This is a genomic window from Candidatus Mesenet endosymbiont of Phosphuga atrata (genome assembly GCF_964020175.1).
Taxonomy (GTDB): domain Bacteria; phylum Pseudomonadota; class Alphaproteobacteria; order Rickettsiales; family Anaplasmataceae; genus Mesenet.
Genome location: NZ_OZ026541.1, coordinates 1,090,271 through 1,114,816, shown reverse-complemented (window position 1 = coordinate 1,114,816; position 24,546 = coordinate 1,090,271). Strand labels below are relative to the sequence as shown.

19 protein-coding genes, 3 tRNA genes and 3 pseudogenes are annotated in these 24,546 nt (G+C 32.7%); 12 read left to right on the top strand and 13 right to left on the bottom strand.

Going from position 1 to position 24,546, the window contains the following annotated elements; genetic code table 11:
• Positions 1 to 39: 39 nt before the first annotated feature.
• Positions 40 to 1,008, top strand: a complete 969-nt coding sequence (gene ruvB, locus AACL09_RS05395; protein WP_339047578.1) for a Holliday junction branch migration DNA helicase RuvB — start codon at positions 40 to 42, stop codon at positions 1,006 to 1,008.
• Between the two features lie 578 nt (positions 1,009 to 1,586).
• On the opposite strand, the gene AACL09_RS05390 is transcribed toward ruvB, so the two are convergent.
• Positions 1,587 to 1,784, bottom strand: coding sequence for a hypothetical protein (locus tag AACL09_RS05390; protein WP_339047576.1), 198 nt, complete (start codon positions 1,782 to 1,784; stop codon positions 1,587 to 1,589).
• Between the two features lie 516 nt (positions 1,785 to 2,300).
• On the opposite strand from AACL09_RS05390, the pseudogene AACL09_RS05385 reads away from it, so the two are divergent.
• A pseudogene (locus AACL09_RS05385) lies at positions 2,301 to 2,762 on the top strand (IS630 family transposase).
• An 18-nt stretch (positions 2,763 to 2,780) separates the two neighbouring features.
• Here the strand turns inward: AACL09_RS05385 and uvrC are convergent.
• From uvrC to AACL09_RS05350, 7 genes are all read right to left on the bottom strand, one after another.
• Complete coding sequence (gene uvrC / locus AACL09_RS05380) at positions 2,781 to 4,592, bottom strand: excinuclease ABC subunit UvrC (RefSeq protein ID WP_339047574.1); 1,812 nt, start codon at positions 4,590 to 4,592, stop codon at positions 2,781 to 2,783.
• 128 nt (positions 4,593 to 4,720) lie between these two features.
• Positions 4,721 to 5,959, bottom strand: a complete 1,239-nt coding sequence (gene tyrS / locus AACL09_RS05375; RefSeq protein WP_339047572.1) for a tyrosine--tRNA ligase — start codon at positions 5,957 to 5,959, stop codon at positions 4,721 to 4,723.
• Complete coding sequence (rsfS, locus tag AACL09_RS05370) at positions 5,956 to 6,282, bottom strand: ribosome silencing factor (RefSeq protein ID WP_339047570.1); 327 nt, start codon at positions 6,280 to 6,282, stop codon at positions 5,956 to 5,958. The genes tyrS and rsfS overlap by 4 nt, the downstream gene beginning before the upstream one ends.
• Positions 6,282 to 7,274 carry a ribonucleotide-diphosphate reductase subunit beta gene (locus AACL09_RS05365; protein WP_339047568.1) on the bottom strand — a complete coding sequence of 331 codons (993 nt, stop codon included), beginning with the start codon at positions 7,272 to 7,274 and terminating at the stop codon, positions 6,282 to 6,284. The genes rsfS and AACL09_RS05365 overlap by 1 nt, the downstream gene beginning before the upstream one ends.
• Positions 7,275 to 7,412: 138 nt before the next feature.
• A complete protein-coding gene (locus AACL09_RS05360; RefSeq protein ID WP_339047566.1) occupies positions 7,413 to 8,540 on the bottom strand; it encodes a quinone-dependent dihydroorotate dehydrogenase in 1,128 nt (375 codons plus the stop codon).
• Positions 8,533 to 9,924 (bottom strand): argininosuccinate lyase, encoded by a 1,392-nt coding sequence (gene argH, locus AACL09_RS05355; RefSeq protein ID WP_339047564.1) that lies wholly within the window; start codon positions 9,922 to 9,924, stop codon positions 8,533 to 8,535. The genes AACL09_RS05360 and argH overlap by 8 nt, the downstream gene beginning before the upstream one ends.
• 135 nt (positions 9,925 to 10,059) lie before the next feature.
• Positions 10,060 to 10,764 carry a ComF family protein gene (locus tag AACL09_RS05350; protein ID WP_339047562.1) on the bottom strand — a complete coding sequence of 235 codons (705 nt, stop codon included), beginning with the start codon at positions 10,762 to 10,764 and terminating at the stop codon, positions 10,060 to 10,062.
• A gap of 177 nt (positions 10,765 to 10,941) precedes the next feature.
• Between AACL09_RS05350 and dnaE the strand changes: the two genes are divergently transcribed.
• From dnaE to AACL09_RS05320, 6 genes and pseudogenes are all read left to right on the top strand, one after another.
• Positions 10,942 to 14,274, top strand: coding sequence for a DNA polymerase III subunit alpha (gene dnaE / locus AACL09_RS05345; protein WP_339047560.1), 3,333 nt, complete (start codon positions 10,942 to 10,944; stop codon positions 14,272 to 14,274).
• A 53-nt stretch (positions 14,275 to 14,327) separates the two neighbouring features.
• Positions 14,328 to 14,708 (top strand): 30S ribosomal protein S6, encoded by a 381-nt coding sequence (gene rpsF, locus AACL09_RS05340; protein ID WP_339047558.1) that lies wholly within the window; start codon positions 14,328 to 14,330, stop codon positions 14,706 to 14,708.
• A gap of 118 nt (positions 14,709 to 14,826) precedes the next feature.
• A pseudogene (rpsR, locus tag AACL09_RS05335) lies at positions 14,827 to 14,991 on the top strand (30S ribosomal protein S18); the annotation flags it as partial.
• A gap of 6 nt (positions 14,992 to 14,997) precedes the next feature.
• Positions 14,998 to 15,540, top strand: coding sequence for a 50S ribosomal protein L9 (gene rplI, locus AACL09_RS05330; protein ID WP_339047556.1), 543 nt, complete (start codon positions 14,998 to 15,000; stop codon positions 15,538 to 15,540).
• Positions 15,541 to 15,552: 12 nt separating this feature from the next.
• Complete coding sequence (gene purB, locus AACL09_RS05325; RefSeq protein WP_339047554.1) at positions 15,553 to 16,848, top strand: adenylosuccinate lyase; 1,296 nt, start codon at positions 15,553 to 15,555, stop codon at positions 16,846 to 16,848.
• A tRNA-Met gene (locus AACL09_RS05320) sits at positions 16,849 to 16,921 on the top strand. It begins immediately after the preceding gene.
• A gap of 3 nt (positions 16,922 to 16,924) precedes the next feature.
• Here the strand turns inward: AACL09_RS05320 and AACL09_RS05315 are convergent.
• Positions 16,925 to 17,572: an O-methyltransferase gene (locus AACL09_RS05315; protein ID WP_339047552.1), complete on the bottom strand. Its 648-nt coding sequence runs from the start codon at positions 17,570 to 17,572 to the stop codon at positions 16,925 to 16,927.
• Positions 17,573 to 17,751: 179 nt separating this feature from the next.
• On the opposite strand from AACL09_RS05315, the gene AACL09_RS05310 reads away from it, so the two are divergent.
• Together AACL09_RS05310 and AACL09_RS05305 are read left to right on the top strand one after the other, a co-directional pair.
• Positions 17,752 to 18,216 (top strand): hypothetical protein, encoded by a 465-nt coding sequence (locus AACL09_RS05310; protein ID WP_339047550.1) that lies wholly within the window; start codon positions 17,752 to 17,754, stop codon positions 18,214 to 18,216.
• A gap of 144 nt (positions 18,217 to 18,360) precedes the next feature.
• The gene (locus AACL09_RS05305; protein WP_339047548.1) at positions 18,361 to 19,062 is read left to right on the top strand and encodes a hypothetical protein; all 702 of its coding nucleotides are present in this window, start codon (positions 18,361 to 18,363) and stop codon (positions 19,060 to 19,062) included.
• Positions 19,063 to 19,566: 504 nt separating this feature from the next.
• Here AACL09_RS05305 and AACL09_RS05300 read toward each other — a convergent pair.
• The 4 genes and pseudogenes from AACL09_RS05300 to AACL09_RS05285 form a co-directional block, all read right to left on the bottom strand.
• A pseudogene (locus tag AACL09_RS05300) lies at positions 19,567 to 20,195 on the bottom strand (IS481 family transposase); the annotation flags it as partial.
• A gap of 154 nt (positions 20,196 to 20,349) precedes the next feature.
• Positions 20,350 to 20,422, bottom strand: a tRNA-Lys gene (locus AACL09_RS05295).
• A 66-nt stretch (positions 20,423 to 20,488) separates the two neighbouring features.
• A tRNA-Arg gene (locus AACL09_RS05290) sits at positions 20,489 to 20,562 on the bottom strand.
• 56 nt (positions 20,563 to 20,618) lie between these two features.
• Positions 20,619 to 21,647 carry a substrate-binding domain-containing protein gene (locus tag AACL09_RS05285; protein ID WP_339047546.1) on the bottom strand — a complete coding sequence of 343 codons (1,029 nt, stop codon included), beginning with the start codon at positions 21,645 to 21,647 and terminating at the stop codon, positions 20,619 to 20,621.
• A gap of 280 nt (positions 21,648 to 21,927) precedes the next feature.
• Here AACL09_RS05285 and AACL09_RS05280 point away from each other — a divergent pair, with 280 nt between their 5' ends.
• A complete protein-coding gene (locus tag AACL09_RS05280; RefSeq protein ID WP_339047544.1) occupies positions 21,928 to 23,469 on the top strand; it encodes a hypothetical protein in 1,542 nt (513 codons plus the stop codon).
• A 147-nt stretch (positions 23,470 to 23,616) separates the two neighbouring features.
• Complete coding sequence (locus AACL09_RS05275) at positions 23,617 to 24,522, top strand: hypothetical protein (RefSeq protein WP_339047542.1); 906 nt, start codon at positions 23,617 to 23,619, stop codon at positions 24,520 to 24,522.
• The last annotated feature ends 24 nt before the right edge of the window (positions 24,523 to 24,546 follow it).

Below are 24,546 nucleotides of genomic sequence, written 5' to 3'. Positions count from 1 at the left end.
AAAATCTGAAATTAGTTTTTAAATCGGCTACTTGTATCTATGAAGTCCATATTATCTGGAAATGAACATGAGGAAGATGTACGCAATGTTAATATTAGACCGGAAAAATTAGATGACTTCACTGGACAAAAAAATGCAATACAGAATTTAAAAATCTTTGTGAGCGCTGCTTATGCAAGAGGTGAAGCTATGGATCATGTATTGCTATATGGTCCACCAGGGCTTGGCAAAACAACCTTAGCTCATATAATAGCAAAAGAATTAAGGGCAAGTTTTCGTGCAACCTCTGGCCCTTTACTGAGTAAAGCTGGGGATCTAGCAGCAATACTTACTAACCTACAAGCAAAAGATGTTCTTTTCATTGATGAGATCCACAGACTTAGCAGTAACATAGAAGAAGTACTTTATACTGCGATGGAAGATTATTGTCTTGATATAATAGTAGGGGAAGGATGTTCCGCACGAACTTTGAGAATTGATATACCACCATTTACTTTAGTTGGCGCAACAACACGTCTTGGCTTGCTTTCTGGTCCTTTAAGAGATCGCTTCGGCATTCCAGTGCATTTAGAATTTTACTCATTCGAAGAGCTTATTAGTATAATAAAAAGAGGAGCAAGCTTATTATCTACTAGCATTGATAATGAAGGTGCGCAAGAAATTGCAAATCGTGCCCGTGGCACACCAAGAATTGCTTTAAGATTACTAAGAAGAATTAGGGATTTTTTGCAAAATAGCAGCGATACAATCACACATAGTATTGCAGATTATGCGCTGCAAAAACTTGGAATTGATAAAATGGGTTTAGACAAGCTGGACATTAATTACTTAAAGTTTATTGCTAACTCTGCAGATCCAGTTGGGATTGATACTATCTCAGTTGCGCTATCTGAAGATAAAGGAAATCTTGAAGAAGCTGTTGAGCCTTATCTAATTAGAATAAATTTTCTGCAACGTACACCTAGAGGACGTATTTTAACCTCTCAAGCAAGAGATTACTTAAAATGATATAAATCTTGCAAATTCAAGAAATTTTTGCTATCCCATCTCATACTCCTGTAATTAAAAAGGAAAAATTAAAATATTAAGTAGAATTTTTACTGAGTTATTGTTTATTTTGGATATATTGTGTTGATTTTTTAATCGACCTATTGTTGATTTAGTGCCAATCTGGAGAAAAAGCACGTGTACAACATCAGAGAGAGGAGCGTTTTTAGCCCTTTTCACGGATTCCCACCATGAGAGGACTACCAATTGATAATTGGAAGCGCTATAGTCGTATGTTTTAAAGCATATGACCACAAAGGTATCAATCTTGTTTTAAGAAAAAATCTTAAAATAGCTAAAACTATTCAGTAGGTCGCCAAAGATCCTATTCAATATATTCAGATCTTTTTTTCCTATACATCTGCCACTTTAAAGGCCGCCTCTACAGCCTTGATCTCTCCAGATTGGCATTCTCTTTATATCATATACATTCACAATCATGGAAGCAGAATTTTAGCGGAATTTTGTTATTTTTTCAAAAATTTTTAAATCCTGCTCACAGCAACTGTTTTATGATTTGAATAATTAGGAAATTTCTATTATCTCTCCATATATTGATGTTCTGCTAAATGTTCTATTCCTTTCAGTTGAGTGAGTAATGTGGTAATTTTTCTTTCACATTTTTTTAAGTTAATATTTGCATGCTGTCTAGCTTCTGCGTTAATAGACTTACATACAACACTAAGATTTAATGCATCATTACCTCCCTCAATAAAGCCATAATCTTGTATTGCCATTTTTTTATTAAAGTCAAAATTTCCTTCTTTTTGTAATACCAGCCTTAAAAATTCAGCAATGGCACCGGTTCTATAGCTAATCCAATATAGATTTACCTAAAAGAAGGAATAGGTTAAAGTTAAGCAATAAAAAGGAAGGATATGCCAAAGTAAAGATTTGAGAGAACGTGTTTTAAAAGCAGTTGAGGAGAAAAAAGTAACTCTAAAGGAAATAGGTGAGACATTTAAATTAAACGTAAAGACGATATATTTATGGAGAAAAAGAATCTGGTAATATAGGACCTTCTTCTAAAAAGGGCATAGTCATAAAATAAAAGATTTGAGTGAATTTACCGAATTTTTACAAAAAGATCAGAACTGATCGAATAATTAAAAGATTTGGAAAAATGTGCAAAAATACTGCATACAACTATCTTAAAAAAGAGGGGTATACATATAAAAAAACCTTTCTCTATCAGGAAAGGAATGAGATAGAAAGTTTATAGAAAAAATAGCAGAAATAGAGAAGTTGTATTCATAGATGAATCAGGTATTGAAGACAATGAATTTTATGCCTATGGTTGGGCTAAAAAAGGGAAAAGGTTATACGCAAATAAACCTGCATTTAAGAGAAAAAGGATCAGTATAATTGGAGCTCTAAACGAAGGAAAAATGTAAAGGACCATGTGTATTTGAAGGTTATTGTAACAGTCAGGTTTTTACAATATACGTTAGAAATATACTTATTCCAATACTGAAGCAAGGACAAATATTGATAATGCAAGCTTTCATAAGTCTGAAAGAGTGAGAGAATTAATTGAAAATGCTGGATGCAAAGTTTTATTTTTGCCACCATACTCCCCTGATCTCAATCCAATTGAACATTTTTGGTTTGCGGTTAAGCATTCAGTACGAAAAGTGCTGCTGACTTTTTGGCCAAATATTAATGGTGCCATCAATTTTATTTTTCAAGAATTAGGGAAATCTTACTTGGGTTAGCTATAGATTATGTTCTGTCTAGTACACATTATTCGATAAATAATCAAATATTATTTTAGCTAACTTTGCATTAATCCCAGGAACGTTTTTAATATCAAGCAGCGAGGCATCTTTTATTGCTTGCACAGAACCAAAGTAAGAAAGCAATGCTTTTTTCCTACTTTTACCAATACCTGGAACTTTATTTAGTTGCGATAATATAAAAAGCTTATCACGCTTCTTCCTATGTGTTGTTATAGCAAAACGATGAGCTTCATTACGTAAAAATTGCAAATAAAGCATGATCTTATCATCTTTCTTTAAAGTAAAAGCTCCTCTGTTTAACATATAAAAATTTTCGCACCCCGCGTTGCGATCATGTCCCTTGGCCATACAAACAAAAGGAATATTTAGCTGCAATTTTTTTAATGTATTGCTCACTACCGAGAGATGGCCTGGTCCACCATCAATGAGCAAAAGGTCTGGTGCAACATTTTTTATTTTACCAGAGAATCTTCTTTTAAGCACTTCTTCAATCATTGCATAATCATCACTTTTTTTACTTGTATTTATAGAAAATTTTCTATACTCATTCTTCAAAAAACCATCCTTCCCTGCAACAATCATTACTCCTATCTGCTGATTACCAGATATATGACTATTGTCATACACCTCAATACGCTCTGGAATATAAGATAAAGAAAAAACTCTAACTATACCTTTTAATTTTTCTAAAGTTTCTGTAGATGTTAAAGACTTACTTATAAGAGTTTGCTCAGCATTGTTATTTGCAAACTCAAGTAGCTTAAGCTCTGCGTCATTTTTTGCACACAATACTTCCACCTGGTGTCCAGCAATTTTGCTGAGCGCCTGGCTCATCACATCAGGTTCATTAACACTTAAATGAGTAAAAATTTTGTTTGGAATGTTAATTTTGTAAAACTGCATGATAAAAGCAGTTAAAATTTCATCGCCAGTCACATTGTTATTTTCATAAAGGAAATAGGGAGTACTATTATAATTATATCCATTTCTAAATGACAAAACTTGAACGCAGAAGCTATCTAATTTTTCAGCAATACCGATAAAATCTGCATCTTCAGGAAAACAAAAATCAATTATTTTCATCTGAATTGCCTGCAGCGATCTTAACCTATCTCGCAGCACCGCAGCTAACTCATAATTCATATTTTTACTGTGCTGCTTCATCGCAGTAAGCAGCTGCGTTTGCACTTCCTTACTTCTGCCTGATAACGTTTTCTGTGCTTGTTTAACTGAGCTTATGTAATTCATTTGTGATATCTTCTGCACACAAGGAGCAGAGCAACGTTTTATTTGATACTCAATACATGGCCTAGCTCTTGAAGAAAAATTTCTATCTGAACACGTACGTAATAAGAAAGTCTTACAAATAGAAATAATTACATTATTTACAGCAGATACAGAAGGAAAGGGACCGTAATAATAATATCCATCTTTTAAATGTCCTCTATACTTGCTAATTCTTGGGTATTCATGCTGAGAGATGGCAATATATGGATAAGATTTATCATCTTTTAGCATTATATTATAACGCGGTTTTAGCGCTTTTATTAACTGTGCTTCAAGTAATAAAGCTTCAGCTTCATTTTGAGTGACTATAATTTCAATATTTGCAATTTGAGCAATCATGTTTCTAATACGCCGAGCTAATGTATTAGTTCTTAAATAATCAGCAAGCCTTATATTTAGATTCCTTGCCTTACCAATATAAAGAAAATTACCATGAACATCCAGCATCTTATATATCCCACATTTTTGAGGAGATATTTTTGCCTGTTGCTTTACCACTTCAATTCCTACGCTTAACATGATATTGGTTTAAATAATTGATCTAAAAAGTGAACCGTAAGGAAGAAGCAATACAAGCGTGATTTAAATTTCAAATAGAAAGGCTAAAGATGGAAAATTGAGATAATCAATTGATAATTTTTAAAATTCTAGAAAAGCAGAGTAACCCTAATATGACGTTTTTTCCCAATAGATAATTTAATAAACCCACTTGCATCAAAATCTTCCAAAGTAACTAGTTGATTTGAATTACTTATAACTTCATCATTTATCTTACATCCACCACCTTCAACTAAACGTTTCGCTGCTCCTTTTGACCCCACAAGACAGGTAATGTGCAATAATTCTACTGCTGATATACCAACATCTCCTATTTTTTGCTTTTCTATGTAAACATTTGGTAACAAAGAGCTATCTTTATTTTCAAAATTAGCAACTGCAGCTTTTTCTGCATCTTGAGCAGCATCTTTCCCATGACATATTTTTGTTGCTTCTGTTGCAAGAATTTTTTTTGCTTCATTAATCTCTTGATCTTTTAGAAACTCTAATTCCTTTATTTCATCGAGTGATAATTCTGTAAACAGTCGTAAAAAATAACCTAAATTATTATCTTCTATATTGCGAAAATATTGCCAGTAATCATACGAACAGCACATTTCACTATCAAGCCATATAGTCTTACCTCCTGCAGTTTTTCCCATTTTTTTTCCTGCATTGGTCATAATTAGTGGTGTAGTTAAGCCAAAAAGTTCAGGTAAGTTTAACTTACTCCCAAGTTCAATACCGTTTACTATGTTACCCCATTGGTCAGACCCACCAATCTGCAAACGACATCCGCAATTTCTACTCAGTTCAACAAAATCATAGGCTTGTAGTAACATGTAATTAAACTCTAAAAAACTTAAGCTTTGCTCCCTCTCCAAGCGAGTTTTGACGCTGTCAAAATTAAGCATTCTGTTTATGGAAAAGTGTACACCTACATCGCGTAGAAAATCTATATATTTTAAACTGTTTAACCAATCTGCATTGTTTACCAAAGTGGCATCTTCTAAAGATATAAACTTTTCTAACGTTTTTTTTATTCCACTGGTGTTGCTACTAATTGTGTTTTCATCAAGGATTTCCCGTGCTTTATCTTTACCGGTTGGATCACCGATTTTTGTTGTACCACCACCAAGTAAAATTATTGCTTTATGCCCAAATTTCTGCAAATGTCTTAGTATCATAATCTGTATTAGACTGCCAATATGCAGACTTGGCGCTGTGCAATCAAAACCAATATAAGCCACTACAGTAGAACTAGACATAAGCTTATCTAAGCCATCAAGATTAGTACACTGATAAAGATATCCCCTATCTTTAATAAAATTTAAAAATTCTGACCTCATAAAGCCACATCATTCCACAGCTCATCAATTTGGTAATATTCTCTTACATCTGATTTTAAGATATGAACAATCACATCACGAAAACCAACAGCTACCCAATTACCTTCCTCCATCCCCTCAACGTTCATTTTTCCGTATTGTTTAAGGGTTTTTATAGTATATTCTGCCAAAGATTTAACATGCCTATTTGAATTACCAGACGCTATAATCATGTACCTTGCAAGAGCAGTTTTTCTACCTACATCAAAAATAGCTATATCGCTGCCTTTATTTTGCTCTAATGTATCTTTTAAAAGATCTTTGAGCTCTTCTGCATTTATCATTATTTTACATCACCATCATGAGCATCTGCAAATGCTTCTTCCCAAATTCCTTCAGTAGCTGCACGACTATATTCTGTCACTCTATTTTCAAAAAAGTTAGTGTGTTCAACACCATTTAATATCTCGTCCAACCATGGTAATGGGTTTTTTTCTATTTTATATATTTGCTCCAGCCCAAGTTGCAAAAGCCTCCTATCTGCTATGTACCTTATGTACTGCATAACTTCCTCTTTAGATAAACCTTCAACATCACCTAAAGCAAAAGCTAGTTTAATAAACTCATCTTCTAAACCAACGATAGAGCGACAAGCAGAATAGAGTTCTTCTTTAAACTCATCATTCCATATCTCACTATTCTCCCTAATAAATGTATTAAATAACATGATTATTGAATTGGTATGCAAAGTTTCATCACGTGCTGACCAAGCAATTATTTGCCCCATCCCCTTCATTTTACCAAAGCGTTGAAAGTTAAGTAGTATTGCAAACGATGCAAATAACTGCAGCCCTTCAGTAAAAGCACCAAATACTGCAAGAGTTTTAGCTATGTGTTTCTTATTGCCCTTTTGGCTTTCTTCAAATTCTAGCATATATTCGTATTTTTTTCTCATTGCATCATATTTTAGAAATGCCTCATATTCACTTTCTGGTATGCCAATAGTGTCGAGAAGATAGGAATAAGCTGCTATATGTATAGTTTCTATATTAGAAAAACTAGCTAGCATCATAAGTATTTCTGTTGGTTTAAATATATTTGCATAATGTTTCATATAGCAATTATTAACTTCTATATCTGCTTGAGTAAAAAACCTAAAAATCTGTGTAAGCAGATTCTTTTCTACTTCTGAGAGCTTAGTTTTCCAATCTTTTACATCATCAGCAAGCGGAACTTCTTCTGGAAGCCAGTGTATCCTCTGCTGCTGAAGCCATGCGTCATATGCCCATGGATAATTAAAGGGTTTGTATATTGGTGCAGCATCAAGTAGCGACATATCTGTGTATAAAAATATAATTTTGATTTCATATGGTTTATTGTCAATTAAATTAAAACCTCCTATAATTAAAGTTTATATTTTTAATATTCTTATTCTTTTTTCTACTCTCATCTTACAATCTAAATGTTTGTAACTTTAATCTACGCGTTTTGAATTTATATTAGGCTCATTACTTTCTTGCTGAAAATTATGTATGCAGCCTACCGCTTGACTAACACTACTTAATCCATCTCTTTCTAACAGCTCTGCAAGTTCTAAGTTGATTTTATTTATTACCTTAAATCCATGATACACAATAGCAGTGTATAGTTGCACAAGCGATGCCCCAGATTTTATTTTTTCATAAGCATCCATCCCACTGCTTATTCCTCCACAACCTATTAGCAATACTTTACCTTTTGTTAATTTATACATATCACTCAAAACCTGTGTTGAAAGTTTAAACAAAGGTTTTCCACTTAATCCCCCTTTTTTATTTAAGCCTTGCAAATTATCTCTACACCCAATCGTTGTATTGCTGATAATTAAACCATCAATTTTGTATTGTAGCACTAGTTCAGCTATGTTTTCTTTCGTTTCCTGATCTATATCTGGAGAGATTTTTAACATTATTGGTATAGACTGCGCATAATCAATAGATTTACGTGTGCTAATGACAGCTTGCAGCAAATTAGATAATTGTTCCTTATTATGTAAATCTCGTAAATTAGGAGTGTTGGGAGAAGAGATATTAAGCGTGATATAGTCACTAAATCCGTATATAGTTTTTATTAAATCTACATAATCACTTATCTGATCTTTTGCACTGCTATTTCTACCTATGTTAATACCAAAAACACAAGAGTTTACTTCTTTTGTGTCTATTTGCTTTATCAGATAATTAACACCTTTGTTATTGAAACCAAGGCTATTAATTACTGCCTCATCTTCTGTTAGACGAAAAATCCTTGGCCTTTTATTACCACATTGTGGTTTTTTAGTAACTGTGCCAACTTCAGTAAACCCAAACCCCAAGGATAACATAGGCTTAATTACTTCCGCATTTTTATCAAAACCGGCAGCAAGTCCTAAGGGAGTTCTAACAATATTATTAAAAAATTTAGTATTTAAAATTTTTGGTAACTCTATATTCTCATCTAAGATGTTAGTTTTTAGTGTGAAAATTGTTAAAGTATGTGCAACTTCAGGAGGTATAATAAATAGAGGATTTTTAAAAAGCTTTTTTATTTTCAATAATAGATTATTTAGATAATCTTTAATCATTATTACCTTCTAAATATAGCTTAGCTTTTTCAATCGTATTAAGCACTTGTTTTGGAGAAGTGCCACCATAACTGGTTTTGCTTGAAACAGAATTATCTACAGATATCACAGAGAAAATATCACCTGTCATTCTTGACTCTACTTTTTGCAATTCTGTTAAATTAAGCCCAGATAACTTACACTTTTTTTCTTCTGCGAGTTTTACTATTTTTCCAGTGATTTCATGAGAATCACGAAACGGTATATCTAAATTTTTAACTAACCAATCGGCTATATCTGTAGCTGTTGAGAAATCCAACTCTGCTGCTTTTTTCATAACATCTTTGTTAACCTTAACACTGCTTAACATCTCACTCATTGCATCTATACACAAATTCAGATCCTTTGTTGCAGAAAAAACAGGCTCTTTATCTTCCTGCATATCTTTACTGTAAGAAAGTGGCAATCCCTTCATTATTATTAATAGAGTACTCAGTGCAGAGAAAATACGTCCTGTTTTGGCTCTTATAAGTTCTGCAGCATCAGGATTGCGTTTTTGTGGCATAATAGAACTGCCAGTTGTTATTTTGTCTGCAAGTTCTATAAATTTAAAACCGCAACTGCACCATAAAATTATCTCTTCAGCCAGACGTGACAAATGCATTATGCAAATTGAAGCACTAGATAAAAACTCGATAGCATAGTCTCGATCTGCAACTGAATCTAAAGAGTTATCTGTAGGTTTGTCAAATCCTAGTTCTGCTGCTACAAAATGACGATCTATAGGAAACGAAGTACCAGCTAGTGCTGCAGACCCAAGAGGACATTCATTTAATCTTTTTCTTGCATCTTGAAATCTCAAGCGATCACGCCTTAGCATTTCAAAATATGCCATCATATGGTGGCCAAAAATAATTGGTTGAGCGATTTGCAAATGAGTAAAACCTGGCATTATTGTACTGTAATTTTCTTCTGCGAGATTAATTATAGTTTTTTGCAGATTTCTTAGTTTTACATCTAATTGATCTATAGCATCACGCACCCATAACTTAAAATCTGTTGCAACCTGATCGTTTCTTGACCTCGCTGTGTGTAATTTGCCGGCAGTTTTACCTATCAGCTTTTGCAAACCATTTTCGATGTTCATATGAATATCTTCAAGATCGACATCAAATACAAACTCTCCACTGGTGATCTGCTCTAATATTTTATTTAATCCATAAATAATCCTCTCTTCCTCCTCATTGCTGATAATGTTTTGCTTAGCAAGCATTTTGCAATGAACTATCGAGGCTTTGATGTCTTGTTCATATAAATTTTTATCAAAATCTATGGAAGAGTTAATTTTCTTTAATATTTCACTTGGACTAGAAGAAAACCTTGCACCCCACATTAAGTTTTTCATCTTAATATATTTATTAATATAGCTCATAGAGGTTAATTATTTTTTCATAGATTGCAATAATAAATAGACTCAATACTTTAAACTCATTACTATCTCAATTAATTCAAAAAATTTAATTTATAAGGCAAAAACGTTTTATCTTGCTGTAGTCCTTGCTAGAGTTAAAACTCTAACCTCAGCTGCTCCGCAGTTTTTTAACGCTTGTGCACAATATTTAACAGTTGCACCTGTTGTAACAACATCATCTACAAGTAGTAGAGTTTTATCTCTCACATTATTACTATCCATTACAGTAAATGCTCTTTTTACATTTGCTTCACGTTGTTTAGTTGAAAGCCCTGTTTGCGCATGAGTATTAATTGAGCGTTTAACAGCAAATAGCTGACATGAAACGTTTGATAAACAGCTTATTGCTTTTGCTAGTAGTGCTGCTTGATTGTATTTACGCTGAAATAAGCGCCACCTGTGAAGTGGAACTGGAATAATGGAATCTACACCAATAAACATATCCCTATTCTTTTCATACATCCATTGAGCATAAGTCTTCACATAATTTGTATTGTCAAAAAATTTAAGACTTATAATCATGTTCTTACTATCTGCATTATAAGCAAAAGCCGACCTTAACATTGAAAAAGGTGGAGAGTCTGCTATACACTTTCCACACAAGTTAGCGTTACTTGTGATTATACAGCCACATAAATCACAATAATTTTGATTTAGAAAATCAATCTTTTGATAACACTCATTGCATAAATCTTTATTCTCAGAAATAATGCAGTTGCAATTCAAGCAAACTCGAGGAAAAAGTAAGTTAATTACTCTTGTGACTATGCGCATTTAGTTTTTACATGTAGAAAAAGTTACTATTTTAAATTAATATTTTAATTATAAAGTAAAAAATTTTTAATATACCAATTTTCCAATATGGTAGAATTTAGCTCAACTTTATTGTAGATAAGATTTAGTGACATAAACTTTCTATATTAAGGTTTGATATAATTACATCATTTTATAATGTTCATTCATCTGCGCACTCATAGTGTTTACTCTTTACTTAAGGGATCAATTAAAATTGAGGAGCTAGTTAGCCTATGTGTACAGAATAATATGCCAGCAGTGGCAATTACAGATCTAGGTAACTTGTTTGGTTCACTAGAATTTGCAGAATATGCTGCGGCAAAAGGTGTACAACCAATTATAGGGTGCGTCCTTATGGTTAAGTATTTAGATAATACTAAAACTGCCCCTGCATTACTCCTTGCAAAGAACAAGCAAGGTTATATTAACTTGGTGAATTTAGTAAGCGAATCATTCAAAAAGTGTAAGCATCAAAATGATAATCCGTATATAGACATTGATCATTTATTTTCTCTGAGAGATGGTATTATAGTTTTAACTGGTGGCAATGATGGTATATTGTCTCAGCTTATACTTGAAGGAAGTAAAGATAGCATCAGCATAATCAACAATTTATTGTCTTTCTTTGAAGGTAATATATATGTTGAACTGCAGCGCCATGGTTTTAAAGAAGGGGTAGAAGAAAAACTTATAGATTTTGCTTATAGCAACAACGTTCCTTTAGTTGCCACAAATGGTGTTCTCTTTGCTAGTCGCGATGATTATGAAGCATATGACGCGCTTACCTGCATTGCTGCAGGTGGTTATGTGCTTGATGAGAGTAGAAATAAACTCACATCAGAGTACTACTTTAAATCCAATAGCGAAATGCAGAAGTTATTTTCCGATATACCAGAAGCAATAAACAATACTATGCTGATAGCACAAAAATGTGCTTTTATGCCCAAGGCACAGGACCCCATTTTACCTAAATTTCCTTGCTCTAGTGGTAAAACTGAAGCTGATGAATTAAAAGAGCAGGCTAGTTCTGGTTTGCAGTTGCGTCTTGCAAGCTATAGTTTAGACGATGAAGCAGAGCGAAAATATTACGATCGCTTGAACTATGAATTAGATGTAATTATTTCCATGAATTATCCAGGTTATTTTCTTATTGTTTCTGACTTTATCTGTTGGAGCAAGAAAAATGGAATACCAGTTGGACCTGGTAGAGGATCTGGTGCTGGGTCACTTGTTGCTTGGGCACTGCAAATTACAGAGCTAGATCCACTAAAATTTGGATTGATATTTGAGAGATTTTTGAATCCAGGACGTATCTCCATGCCAGATTTTGATATCGATTTTTGTCAGGAAGGTAGGGACAATGTTATTAGCTATGTTAAGGAAAAATATGGTTACGTTGCCCAGATAATAACTTTCGGAAAATTGCAAGCAAAAGCTGTACTGCGCGATGTCGGCAGGGTAATGCAGATGCCTTACTCACAGGTTGATAAAATATGCAAAATGATCCCTTTCAATCCAGTAAACCCTGTTACTTTATCACAGGCAATTGCTATGGATAAAAATCTACAAAGAGAACGTGATAGTGATAAGACTGTCTCTAGATTACTTGATATATCTTTAAAGCTTGAAGGAATTTGTCGGCATGTTTCAACCCATGCAGCAGGTATTGTAATTTGCGATAGAAAATTAGAAGATCTAATACCAATATATTACGATCCTAATTCTGACCTGCCAATTACTCAATACAGCATGAAATATGTTGAAAAAGCAGGATTAGTAAAATTCGACTTTTTAGGCTTAAGTACACTTACTCTCATTAAACACACTTGCAACTTGATAAATAGAGATGAAGAAAAGTTTAACATATCATCTATATCTTTGAGTGATAAGAAAACTTATGAATTACTATCAAGTGGTGATTCAATTGGTATATTCCAACTTGAAAGTTCGGGAATGAGGGAAACTCTAATAAAATTAAAGCCAGACTGTATTGAAGACATTATTGCTTTAATTTCTCTTTATCGTCCAGGACCTATGAATAACATTCCAACTTATATTGCCCGTAAGCATGGGCTGGAAAAAGTAGATTACCTCCATCCAATGCTAGAGAATGTACTGAAAGAGACATTTGGCGTTATCATTTATCAAGAGCAGGTTATGGAAATGGCGCGCATAATGTCTGGATATAGTTTAGTGGAAGCTGACTTGTTAAGACGCGCTATGGGTAAGAAGATAAAGGAGGAAATGGATCAGCAGCGCAAAACTTTTATAAATGGTGCAGTAAAAAACGGTATTGATACAGAAAGAGCAAGCTATATTTTCGATTTGATAGCAAAATTTGCTGGCTATGGTTTTAACAAATCCCATGCTGCTGCTTATGCACTAATATCGTATCAAACTGCTTACCTTAAGGCTAATTATCCTCTTGAGTTTTTTACAGCCTTGATGAATTTAAATATCAATGATAGAGATAAGCTAAGTTTGTTTTGCAATGCAGCAAAACTTAGTGGAGTTAAAATTTTACCTCCTAATATTAGTTATTCCCAAGCTGAATTTTCAATAGAAAATGGAGCAATATGTTACGGACTTGGTGCTTTAAGAAATGTTGGAGTTTCAGCTGCACAAGAGATAACAAACAAGCGTACAAAACCTTATAGTGACATATGGGATTTTTTAAATAGTACGGGTTGCAACTTATTAAATAAGAGATTGCTAGAAAGCGTCATAAAATCTGGAGCTTGTGATAGTGTTCATAAAAATAGAAAGCAGCTTCATGATTCAGTTGGAACCTTGCTAGATTTTGCTAATCAAAATAGACAAGATTTTAATCAATCAAGCTTATTTGGTAACTTAGAAGTTACAAAGCCAAATTTAACATCTACCGAAGATTGGCAACAAGAGGAAAAATTAGAGCAAGAGTTTTTTGCTTTAGGTTTTTATTTGCAAAACCATCCTTTGGAGAAATATCAAAAATTGTTAGAAAAATTAAAGATAAATTTTATTGGCAATACTAAAAATCATAAAGGTGGTATAATCGCGGGGATAATATCAAATGTTCGCATGAGAACATCAGAAAGAGGCAGGTTTGCTATTGTCACAATCTCGGATCCTTATAATATATCTGAAGTAGCTTTTTATGATGATAAAATTATAGAAGAAAAAAGAGAGTTATTTTTAGTTGGGCTAGCTATTATAATAGATTTAGGTGTAATAGGTGATAACGCAAGACTTGTAGGTAGAAATATATATGATTTTTCGGGTAAGGTTGCCTCTATGATAAATCAATTAATAATAGAGGTTGAAGATACAAGCAATATTGCTGAGTTATCTTTAATACTTAAACCCAAGGGTAGAAGCAAAGTAACAATTGTAGTAATTGTACAAGATTACAGTGTTGAAATCAAACTTCAAGATGGTTACCTTATTACTCAAGATATAATAAAACAAATATCTGATTTAAGATGGATTAAAAAAATAGAATTTTCTTGATCATATTAAATGATTTTATATAATCAATCATTATGTTATTTAGATAGGAAATAATGAGTCAAATATTAGCGGTAGATAAGGTAGCAAAGAAGCGCTCGTATGAATTTACCTTTATTGCTCATCAGAATTTAGTTCAAAATGAAGTTGGTGGTTTAATACAAGAATTAGAGTCTATTTTAGTAAAAAATGAAGCAGAGTTAGTAAAGCATGAGTATTGGGGTCTTTTAGATTTCGCTTACCTTATTGATAGAATGGCTAGAGGTCATTACTGTATGTTAAATATATTCTCTTCTCCTAGTGCAATGAATGAATTTGAACGCAAAGTAAAACTTAATGAAGACATTATACGTTATCTTTGTATCAAAGTTGATAAATTTCATGAAAATGATTCTTTTATGATTCAAACAAATAATGATGGTATAGAAGATGTATAGAATAAATAGAGATAGAAGAAAAAATAATGTAAAAAATAGTTCTAATACCTTTCTACAGGCTGCTTACTCTGATTCAAAGCGCTCTAACAAATGTGCTTTAGATGGATTTTTAGAGCATGAAATAGATTACAAAAACAGGGATTTGTTATCCAAATTTATTTCTGAATATGGTAGAATATTACCAAGAAGAATAACTTTTGTCTTTGCGAAAAAGCAAAGGATGCTCGCTCTTGCTATAAAAAGAGCACGTTTTTTAGCTCTTCTTCCTTATTGTGATAAGTAATTTAACATGTCTCGTAGTATATCAATAATTTTAAAAGAAAGTGTGAGAAAATTAGGTAAGGTTGGTGAATCTGTTAAAGTTAAGGCAGGTCATGCTCGTAACTTCCTTATACCTTATAATAAGGCAGTGTTTGCTACAAAGGAAAATTTAGCATCTTTAGAACAGCAACTTTTGTCCCTTAAAGAAGAAAATGATAAAAAATTAAAAGAGGCTAAAGATATTGTATCATCTTTGGATGGTAAATTTATAATATTAGTTAGACAAGCCGCTGCACAGGGGGGTAGACTATTTGGTTCAGTAACTGCTCGTGATGTTGCAGAAGCTTTAATGCAGATGGGATTTAACATACACCATCGCAATTTATCTTTTACAGAGAACGTGATTAAAAGCTTAGGGGAATATACAGTAAAAGTGGAATTACATGCAGAGGTTATAGTTCCGGTTGCCTTATACGTTGTTAAATCCAATGCAGAAGCAAATGAGTTGCGTCAGGTAAAATCTCAAATAAAAAAGGTTGATGATATTTCTGATAATGGTCAGTCTATCTAATGTATTGTAGATATGATTCCTCGTTATAGTAGAAAAGAGATATCTTCTATATGGGAAGATGATTATAAATTTAAGGTGTGGCTTGAAATTGAAAAATTGGCTTGTCAGGCGCAAGAGGAGTTAAAAGTTATACCTAAAGGTGTTGCTGAAAAATTGAAGCTAAAAGACTTTGATATCATGCGTATTCAGGAAATTGAAGCTGATACCAAACACGATGTAATAGCATTTTTAACATATGTTGCTGAAAAGGTAGGCGTAGATATTCGTTATATGCACTATGGTATGACAAGCTCTGACATCTTAGATACTTGCTTAGCTGTGCAACTAAAGCGCTCATCTGATATTTTGCTTGAGCACTTAAAAAATCTACTAAATCTTTTAAAGAAAAAAGCTGAAGATACAAAAGATATTATATGTGTTGGTCGCAGCCACGGTGTACATGCAGAGCCAATGATATTTGGTCTAAAATTTACTAGGTTTTATGCTGAATTTAAGCGTAACTATGAAAGACTTAAAAATGCACAGAAGGAAATATCAACTTGCAAAGTATCTGGTGCTGTTGGTAGTTTTGCTCACATAGATCCTAATGTTGAAAGATATGTAGCAAAAGCTCTTGGACTTAATCCTGAGTCTATCACTTCACAAATTATTCCACGTGATCGCCATGCAATGTTTTTTTCAACCTTAGCAATTATAGCTGGTTCAATTGAAAACGTTGCTATTGAAGTCCGAAATCTACAAAAAACGGAAGTGATGGAAGTTTCTGAAAATTTTAGTGTAAAGCAAAAGGGTAGTTCAGCCATGCCGCATAAGCGCAATCCTATACTTAGTGAAAACCTTACTGGACTGTCACGTTTAATACGTAGTTATGTTATGCCTGCTTTAGAGAATATTGCCTTATGGCATGAGCGTGACATTTCTCACTCTGCTGTTGAAAGGTGTATTGCTCCTGATGCTTGTATAGTAATGGATTTTGCGCTTACTCGCTTGATAAATTTAATAGAAAACTTAATTATATATCCTGAGAATATAAAAAGAAATTTAAATTCTTTAAATGGCCTTGTATTCTCACAACGTGTTTTACTTGAACTAATAAATAGTGGACTCAGTAGAGAAAAAGCATATAAAATTGTACAGCAAAATGCAATGAAGGTTTGGGAGAGTAAAAGTCATTTCCTTGAAGTATTAAAGGAAGATAGTGAATTATTAGAAATTATTACACTAGAAAAGCTTGAGTCTTTGTTTGATTTTACTTATTATACAAAACATACTGATTATATTTACAATCAGGTTTTTACTGAAAATTAAGGCTGGGTAGCTCAGTTGGTAGAGCGGGAGGATCATAATCTCTAGGTCGTGGGTTCAAGCCCCTCCTCAGCCACTATTAAAGCTTTAGAGCTACAGTCATACCTTCTTTGGTCGGAATAAGCATAGAATAGTATTTTTTGATATTTGCTAATCTTGCATTAAAGTCTTTCATATTATGCCATAACTTTTCTGATAACCATTCAGGTGATGATTTAAGGTATATAGTATCAAAAAGCAAGGTGTTGTCTGCGACAATTAATCCCCTTTGACGTATATGTAGTTCTGCCCAATCTAGATAATCAGTATAACTTGCTTTATCTGCATCGATAAAAATCATGTCAAGGGGAGAATGAGCCTCAAGTTTTTTTAACTGATCGAGCCCATTACCCCGCATTAAAGTTATTTTATCATCGACTTTAAAGTCAGCAAAATTTTGAGCTGCTATGTCTGCATATTCGTTATTTTTTTCTATAGTGTATATATGTCCATCAGATGAAAGTGCTTTTGCCATCAAAATTGACGAATATCCATATAGTGTACCAATTTCTACTATGGTTTTTATGTTGTTCATTTTTATAAATAAACCTAGCAATTTACCTTCTTCTGCACTAATTTGTATTAAATATTTCTCCTTGTTAATGAAAGCTTCACTTAGCTCTGCGTACTCTTTAGTAAATGTTTGTCTAATATATAATGATTTATCGTCTAAGTTTTTATCACGCATAATATAGCAGCAGTATCTTTTACGTTATAATATAAAATGTTTATATATAAGTATGTAGCTGTTTTTATTTTAAAATCTACTTATTTCATAGTCTTAAAACAAAGATGATTCAATTGCAATTATTGATTTTATACTTATTTTAGTATACCATGCAATTAACTTAAGATCAAAAAATTGTTATGCAAAATAATGAAAATTTATCGTTTAGTAGTTGCATGTATAAGCTATATGCAACTTGGTGTTATTGGTATTGTGGTCCAAGTGATACTAAAGCTGGTCACGTTGCGAGGATGATATGTTGGCTTTCTACTATATCGATAGTAACAAGTGGTATATTTTATTTGCCATATTATACTAGTATAACTCATACAGATCATGATAAAACTAAGCATAGTATGTATCTTTCTTTTTTGATTAGTTATCCTACTACATTACTTTGTCTTGGGCTATCAGGTTACATTATAACACCTATAATAGGCCATGGATTTTGCGGTATGATTGATACAATACACAGGGATCAAACTGTTAATATTGGACAAGAAGAAGGTTATGAACGGCCTAGCAGTATTACAATATTACCTTCTTATCAAGAGCTGTTTTTTAGTGATGAACCGCCTTCTTACGAAGAAATCTCAATAGTATAATCAGTTTGCCAAATAAGGTTAATATAAAATTTATCTTTTTATTATAAAATAAATAATTATTATTAATTAGACAAGGAATTTGTATGATCTATAATCCAATTAACTGAAGAGTCTTTGAGGGGCGGTTTAGAAAATTTTAGTAAGATGAGTTGTATTGCAGAATACTCAGGTTTGGAGGGCTGTATATCAAGATGTGTTGATGTAACATTTCAAAATGCAGATGAAATAATGAGTAGAGTGAGAGGAGGTCATAGTTTTAGCTATAATGGTTATAAGCCGGATGATTTAATAACAGAAAAATATTTAGAACTTGCTGACAAATTAGAGAAAAATGGACAAGATAATTTCGTAGATAGACTTGTAGATATAACTTCTAATATTCTATCTCCATGTTTTACTAGTGGTGATCATCAAGATATTGAAAATGGCTGTTCTGTTCTTGGTGTTATATATGATATCATTGCAGGACCATTAGAAGCGCAAATTAATCTTAATAAGGCAGAGAAGCTAATAAAGGAGTTGAATCAAGCTAAAACAGCTTTATCAGAACAAGTTAATAAACTCACCCAAGAGAATGATGTATGCAACAATGAAAGAGCAATTTTGCAGAAGAAAATTGATAGTATAACTTCAAATATTGATCACAGTGGTACTGGGCTTGCAGGTAAGATAAAAACTATAATTGAAGAAAAAAATAAATGCCAAGAAGAAAGATCGGTATTAGAAAAAAGTAACTTAGATTTACAGAATGAAGTCTCTTCTTTAAAAGATCTGCTGTTACAAGGTACTTTTCCTGCCTTATCTGACGAACTTTCGTTATTCTATAGCGCACATGAAATGATATAATTTTAAATAATAAGCTACTGCATGCAGTAGCTTATTATTATGAAGACTTCCAAAACATAGCTAAAATGTTTATCTAGTAGCAATTTTATGTCTTTATAGCTTTATCATAAGCACCCAATTTTAGAACCTGATCAAACCCTAGACCCCTTGCGAAACGGTATACTAGTAACGAGGTATGAGTTAGGCCAAAGCAAAAAAAACCATACTTCAAGTTGACAATACCAGAAATAATATTAAACCTCATGTTATATTTTCTCTGAGAATTGCGATAAACTGTACCAGACACCACTTAATCTGACAGTGACGAATTAACTGACAGAAGAATTTAAATATACTATCAGAATCCTGATTTAATGTTTTTCTAAAAAGCAATATATCAAGAAAAGTTTGCATTGGCCGTAGCAATATTTGTCTGATTGTCTCATTGTAAGAACGCAACCAACATCAATTTGTAGATCTTCTAAAGAACTATATTTCTAAAGATGATTTGCATAGTTTTGTGAAGCATATGCCATTAGTTTGTGGAGTTAGTTCTGGAATGATCAATGTTTTCAATTCCCAAATAAAGCATGGTTTTCCGGCTTACCGCAATATTCTGTACCTCTATCAGTCAAAATGCGCAATATCAAAGAATGGCTATCATTTAGCAAGAGGTAATTGCTGTCTTATCGACTTAGCAAACGAGAATAAGTATCGATAAAGGTCTAGCTGGTAAATTCGCCCATTATATTACCCACGTAATATGTATCCTGAGAACCCAGATAACCTGAGTATCAATTTCACTATCTTTGTTCTTTCACTTTTTCTAAAGCTGTTAGAATTATTCCATCTTTTTGCTTCAAGCGCCTTAAGCCTTTTTTTGAAAGTTTCAACTTAGCCATACATCCACCTTCAGATATTATTTTTTTCTCAGCTCATTTTTTATATGCTGGAAATTCTGTTGCGATATTAACCACGGCTCTTTCTATGTCTTCCGAGACTCTGTTTGCAAACTTTCTTACTTATCTCATCTCCATTTTCGTATAACTCCTTGAAGCGATAAAATTTGAGTATCCCATCACTTTGCACGCTTGTGACACATTTCCTAGTTGTTTTGCTAAAATCCTAGTTTTGGTATTTTTTTTGTATTGTATTCATTTCTCTTATTTTTTGTTATTTTTTTGTTCTAAGTGTCAGTTCAAATCTTATTTAATACAGTTTAACTATCTCTCAACTTGATATTTTCTTTCCTAATAGATTAAAAACTCAGTTGAGTTTTTGACACAGTTTGTTAAACACTCCCTAAAGTGATCCCAGTGTGATTCGAACACACGACCTACTGATTAAGAGTCAGCCGCTCTACCAGCTGAGCTATGGGATCTGACGTATTATTAAATGATAAACCTCATTTTGCTATTACAAAAAATGCAACTTGTTTCTTAAAATATGTGTTCGGAGGGATTTGAACCCACGACCCACAGCTTAGAAGGCTGTTGCTCTATCCAGCTGAGCTACGAACACTGAAGTAATTAATACTACTCTCTTGTCATAAAAAGTAAATACTTTTAGCTTATTGTCTAGGTAACAATTTTTGTAATTTCGTTCTGCACTCTTTTTATTTCTTCTTCTTTTAGAGAAATTAAACCTAGCCTTGATAAATAACCGTTTGTGCCAATAGCAGCTGGACTTGTTACTTCTTTAATGAAGTCTTTCAATCCAGGAATGATGTTTATATGATCTCTCTTTATATAAAGATATAAAGGTCTACTTAAAGTATATTTTCCAGATGATATGTTTTCATATGTTGGCTCAATTCCTGCTATCATGCTACCTTGAACCTTATCTTTATTTCTTTCTAAAAAGCTAAAACCAAATATTCCAAATGCATTCTGATTACTTTTTAATTTTTGAATTATGATATTTTCATTTATACCTACCTCTATATACTTACCATCATCCCTAATGGCGCTACATGCTTTTTTTCTCTCATCATACTTTTCATAACTTTCTACAAAAGGTTTAAGATGCATACATGAGTTGATCATTAGCATGTCTATCAATACATCGTATGTTCCTGTGTTTTTATATGGACCATAGATTTCAATTTCTGACTTAGGAAATCTTAAATCTATATCTGACCAATTGCTATTTTTTATTAATTTATCCTCATCGGAAAAAGAATAGGTAGACAAAGCAGTAAATAATTCTCTTGTTGTAAAGTCAAACTGATTATTCTTTTTGGAGTTTACAATTACAATACCATCATAGCCGATTATAACTTCTATTATTTCTTTAACTTGATTTTTCTCACATAGCTGTCTTTCTACATCTTTCATACGACGTGATGAGGTTACAATATCAGAAGTACCACTACCTACTCCCATGCAAAACATTTTAAACCCAGCTCCACTACCTATGGACTCAACTACAGGTGTGGGAAAAGAAGAAATGCTACTGAATTGTTCTGCAGCTAAGGCAACAAAAGGGAACACTGTTGAAGAACCAGCTATTTTAATATAAGACCTATCTTTTAAATTTTCAATATGTAGTGCAGCCTCTGCGTTTACAAAAAGAGATAAGACAATAAGAAGTATTAGCTTATACATACCGAGCCATGCGTAACATAATCTTAAAATTATATAGCATTTGAGAAAATAGAGATAGAAGTATTTGATTTTTTTAAACTGCTAAGAAAATTTTAAGTAGTTAATTTTCTAAAGATTATTTTATAAATTTTTACTAAAAAATAAGAATTTATCCAAAAAGAATTCCATAAGCAATAAAAATTTTCTCTAAATTTTATGATTGAATTATCATATTTACTCAATATATTATTTTTTACGTATTCGCGTATTAATATTTAGTTAAATTTGGGGGGAATAAATCATGGAAGGAGTGAATAAAGAAAGTTTATGTAGTAAACTTGCTAAGAAAATTATTGATATTTTGGAAGGTATATTTTCCGATACTGAAATAAGTATAGGTTTTGCTTCCAATGGGGATATAAGACTAATAAGTAATGGTCAAAAATGGATTATTGTCTCTGACAGTACAGTTTATCATCATAAATTGACTGTCGATCGCAGGAGACCATCAGATGTCAGCACTTTTGTAGAAGTTAATAGGAATAATTATATATTGGATAATAGTAATGTCACTTATGTTAAATTAGAGAGAGATGAACAAGAGTTTTTAAGTGGATACATAAGTAGTAGTCAAGAGAGGTCTGTAAAATTTGACAATAAAACAAAACTTCGAGAGTATTTTGAAGCTTTTGATAAGAGCTATAAAAATTCTGATTATGGTACATGTCTTGCATCTGAGGAATATAATGATTTTGTTGATTTCGTTAAAGAAGCAATTAATACTACATTACAAAAAGATCCAAAGCAATATCATCACATAAGAGTAAGAATTCAAGATAAATCATTAACTTTGTGTTTTAGTGAAGATAAAAGTGGTTCTTGCAGTACCATGTTATTGTTCACAAGTATTGAGACAAAAGAGAATTGTTTTGTTTATCCTAAAATGAGTCAAGTTCTTAAATTTATGAAGAGTCGACTAGTTGTTTCAAGGTTAAAGAAGCATGTTCAACTTTTTGATAGCAAGGATGAGTTTTTAAAATATCTTGAAGAGTTACCTTATCTCAGAAAAATACCTAATTACAATAAACCAATTGTGACAACAGAAAGTACTTATAGTAGCAATGCCATAGGTCTGATGGGATTATCTACAACTTTAGCGCCTCTACTATATAATATTACTACTTCTAGTAACAAATTGGCTAGTACAACAAACACTGCACTTAATAATTCAATACAGCAAGACATAATTCATAATACGCCTAATGATTATGATGGATCTTCCTATAAACTGATTTACATTGTTACTGCTATCTTTAGTGCTCTTGCTTTGTTTGCTGTTGGGCTTGTGTGCTATAAATGTTCTTTTCAGAGGAAACAAGATCCAAATAACAGTCTAAATGCAAGCGCGACAGGAACAAAGCAACCAAAGAATTCTAATGAGCAACAAGCAACAAGTTCAGACGATATACGTATATCTATTCAGGAAGAGAGTCAAGTTTCAACAGGAAGCACAGAACAATTAACCTCTGATGGAGAAAGTGAATTATCGACAATTTCCACAGGCAATAGGTCATATCTATTACCAACAACAGATGATCAAGAAAATAGAATGCGGTCGATTTCAAGTGAACAATCAATAACTTCAAGTACAAGAAGTAGCAGTTCGCAAGCTTTGACAGGAAGTGAGCAGCAACCACAAGAGATAATAACTGAAGGCAGTGAAGGATCACAAACATCAGCAGAAAGTTTAAAATCAAGCTTAGAAGAAGTAAGAATTGTTGAGGGTAATCAAAAATCTAAGTCAAAATCACGCAATATATATCTAGATACATGTCAATGCTAGTTTTAATATATATGACACATTAGTATAATATTTTGTAAAAAAGTAATAAAAACAACTTGCAATTGAATAATTCCTGTAGTTTTATTATGCTTTCAAAGCGCAACTGGTAGTTGCGCTTTAATGCTTAATTAAAATTATAGGGGGATTATGAATCAATATCAAACAAGTACGGAAAGCCAAAATAAGTTTTTTGCAAGTATTATGAACACTGCAAAAAATATAATGGAAAAAGCAAGTTACTTCGTAATAGATTTTCATCCAAGCTCGGTAGGGTTCAGATGGGGAGATGATCAACAAGAAGTTATTAATTATGATAGTAGTGATATTAGTCAATTTATTAATGAATATACGAAAAATAATAGGACTGTTGTATTCACTGATAATGAAAAATTTCAGAATTTTTTTAGAGATTGTGTACAAAGATTCTGTCAGAATGTTCCAAATCAATTAGTAGGATTATACTCAGAATGTAGTAGCTTTGCACTTAAATCAAGGCAATACCATAATAGCGATGCAACTATATTAGAAGGTTCAGAAGATAACAATAACAGCAACATTGCTGTAATATTGATTCCAGTGTTTGCTGCTCTTGCTATAGTGGGAGTTTTAATTGCTTATTGCAAGAGTCATCATCAAAGAAGAAATTCAAATAGAAGTCCAGGTGTAAGCATCATCAGAAACAGAAGGGAACTAGAAGACTTAGCGAGAGGTAATGGGCAATCACGATCAGGAGAAATTGGGCACATGTTAACTCAAGAAGAAGCTGATCAGCAATTGAGTTCAGTAGGTAGCGGAGCAAGAGCTCACCCATTGCCTGCGATAGATAACGAAGTAATATCACCTTCTTCATCAAGATCAGGTACTGTAAGTAGAACAGGGTCATCAGCTTCAATAGAAGAAGATAGCCAGCCACACTCAGATTTGGAAGAAGTAAGAACTGATAATAGATCACCATCTCCGGCAAATGCATCACAAGAATCGCCAGGGACTTCAGTGCAAAATGTGGAAGGAGCGGAAATAAGTAATAGTCAAGGGTCTAGTTGTTACTGTTAAAGTTGATGGTTGTTTAAGAAATAG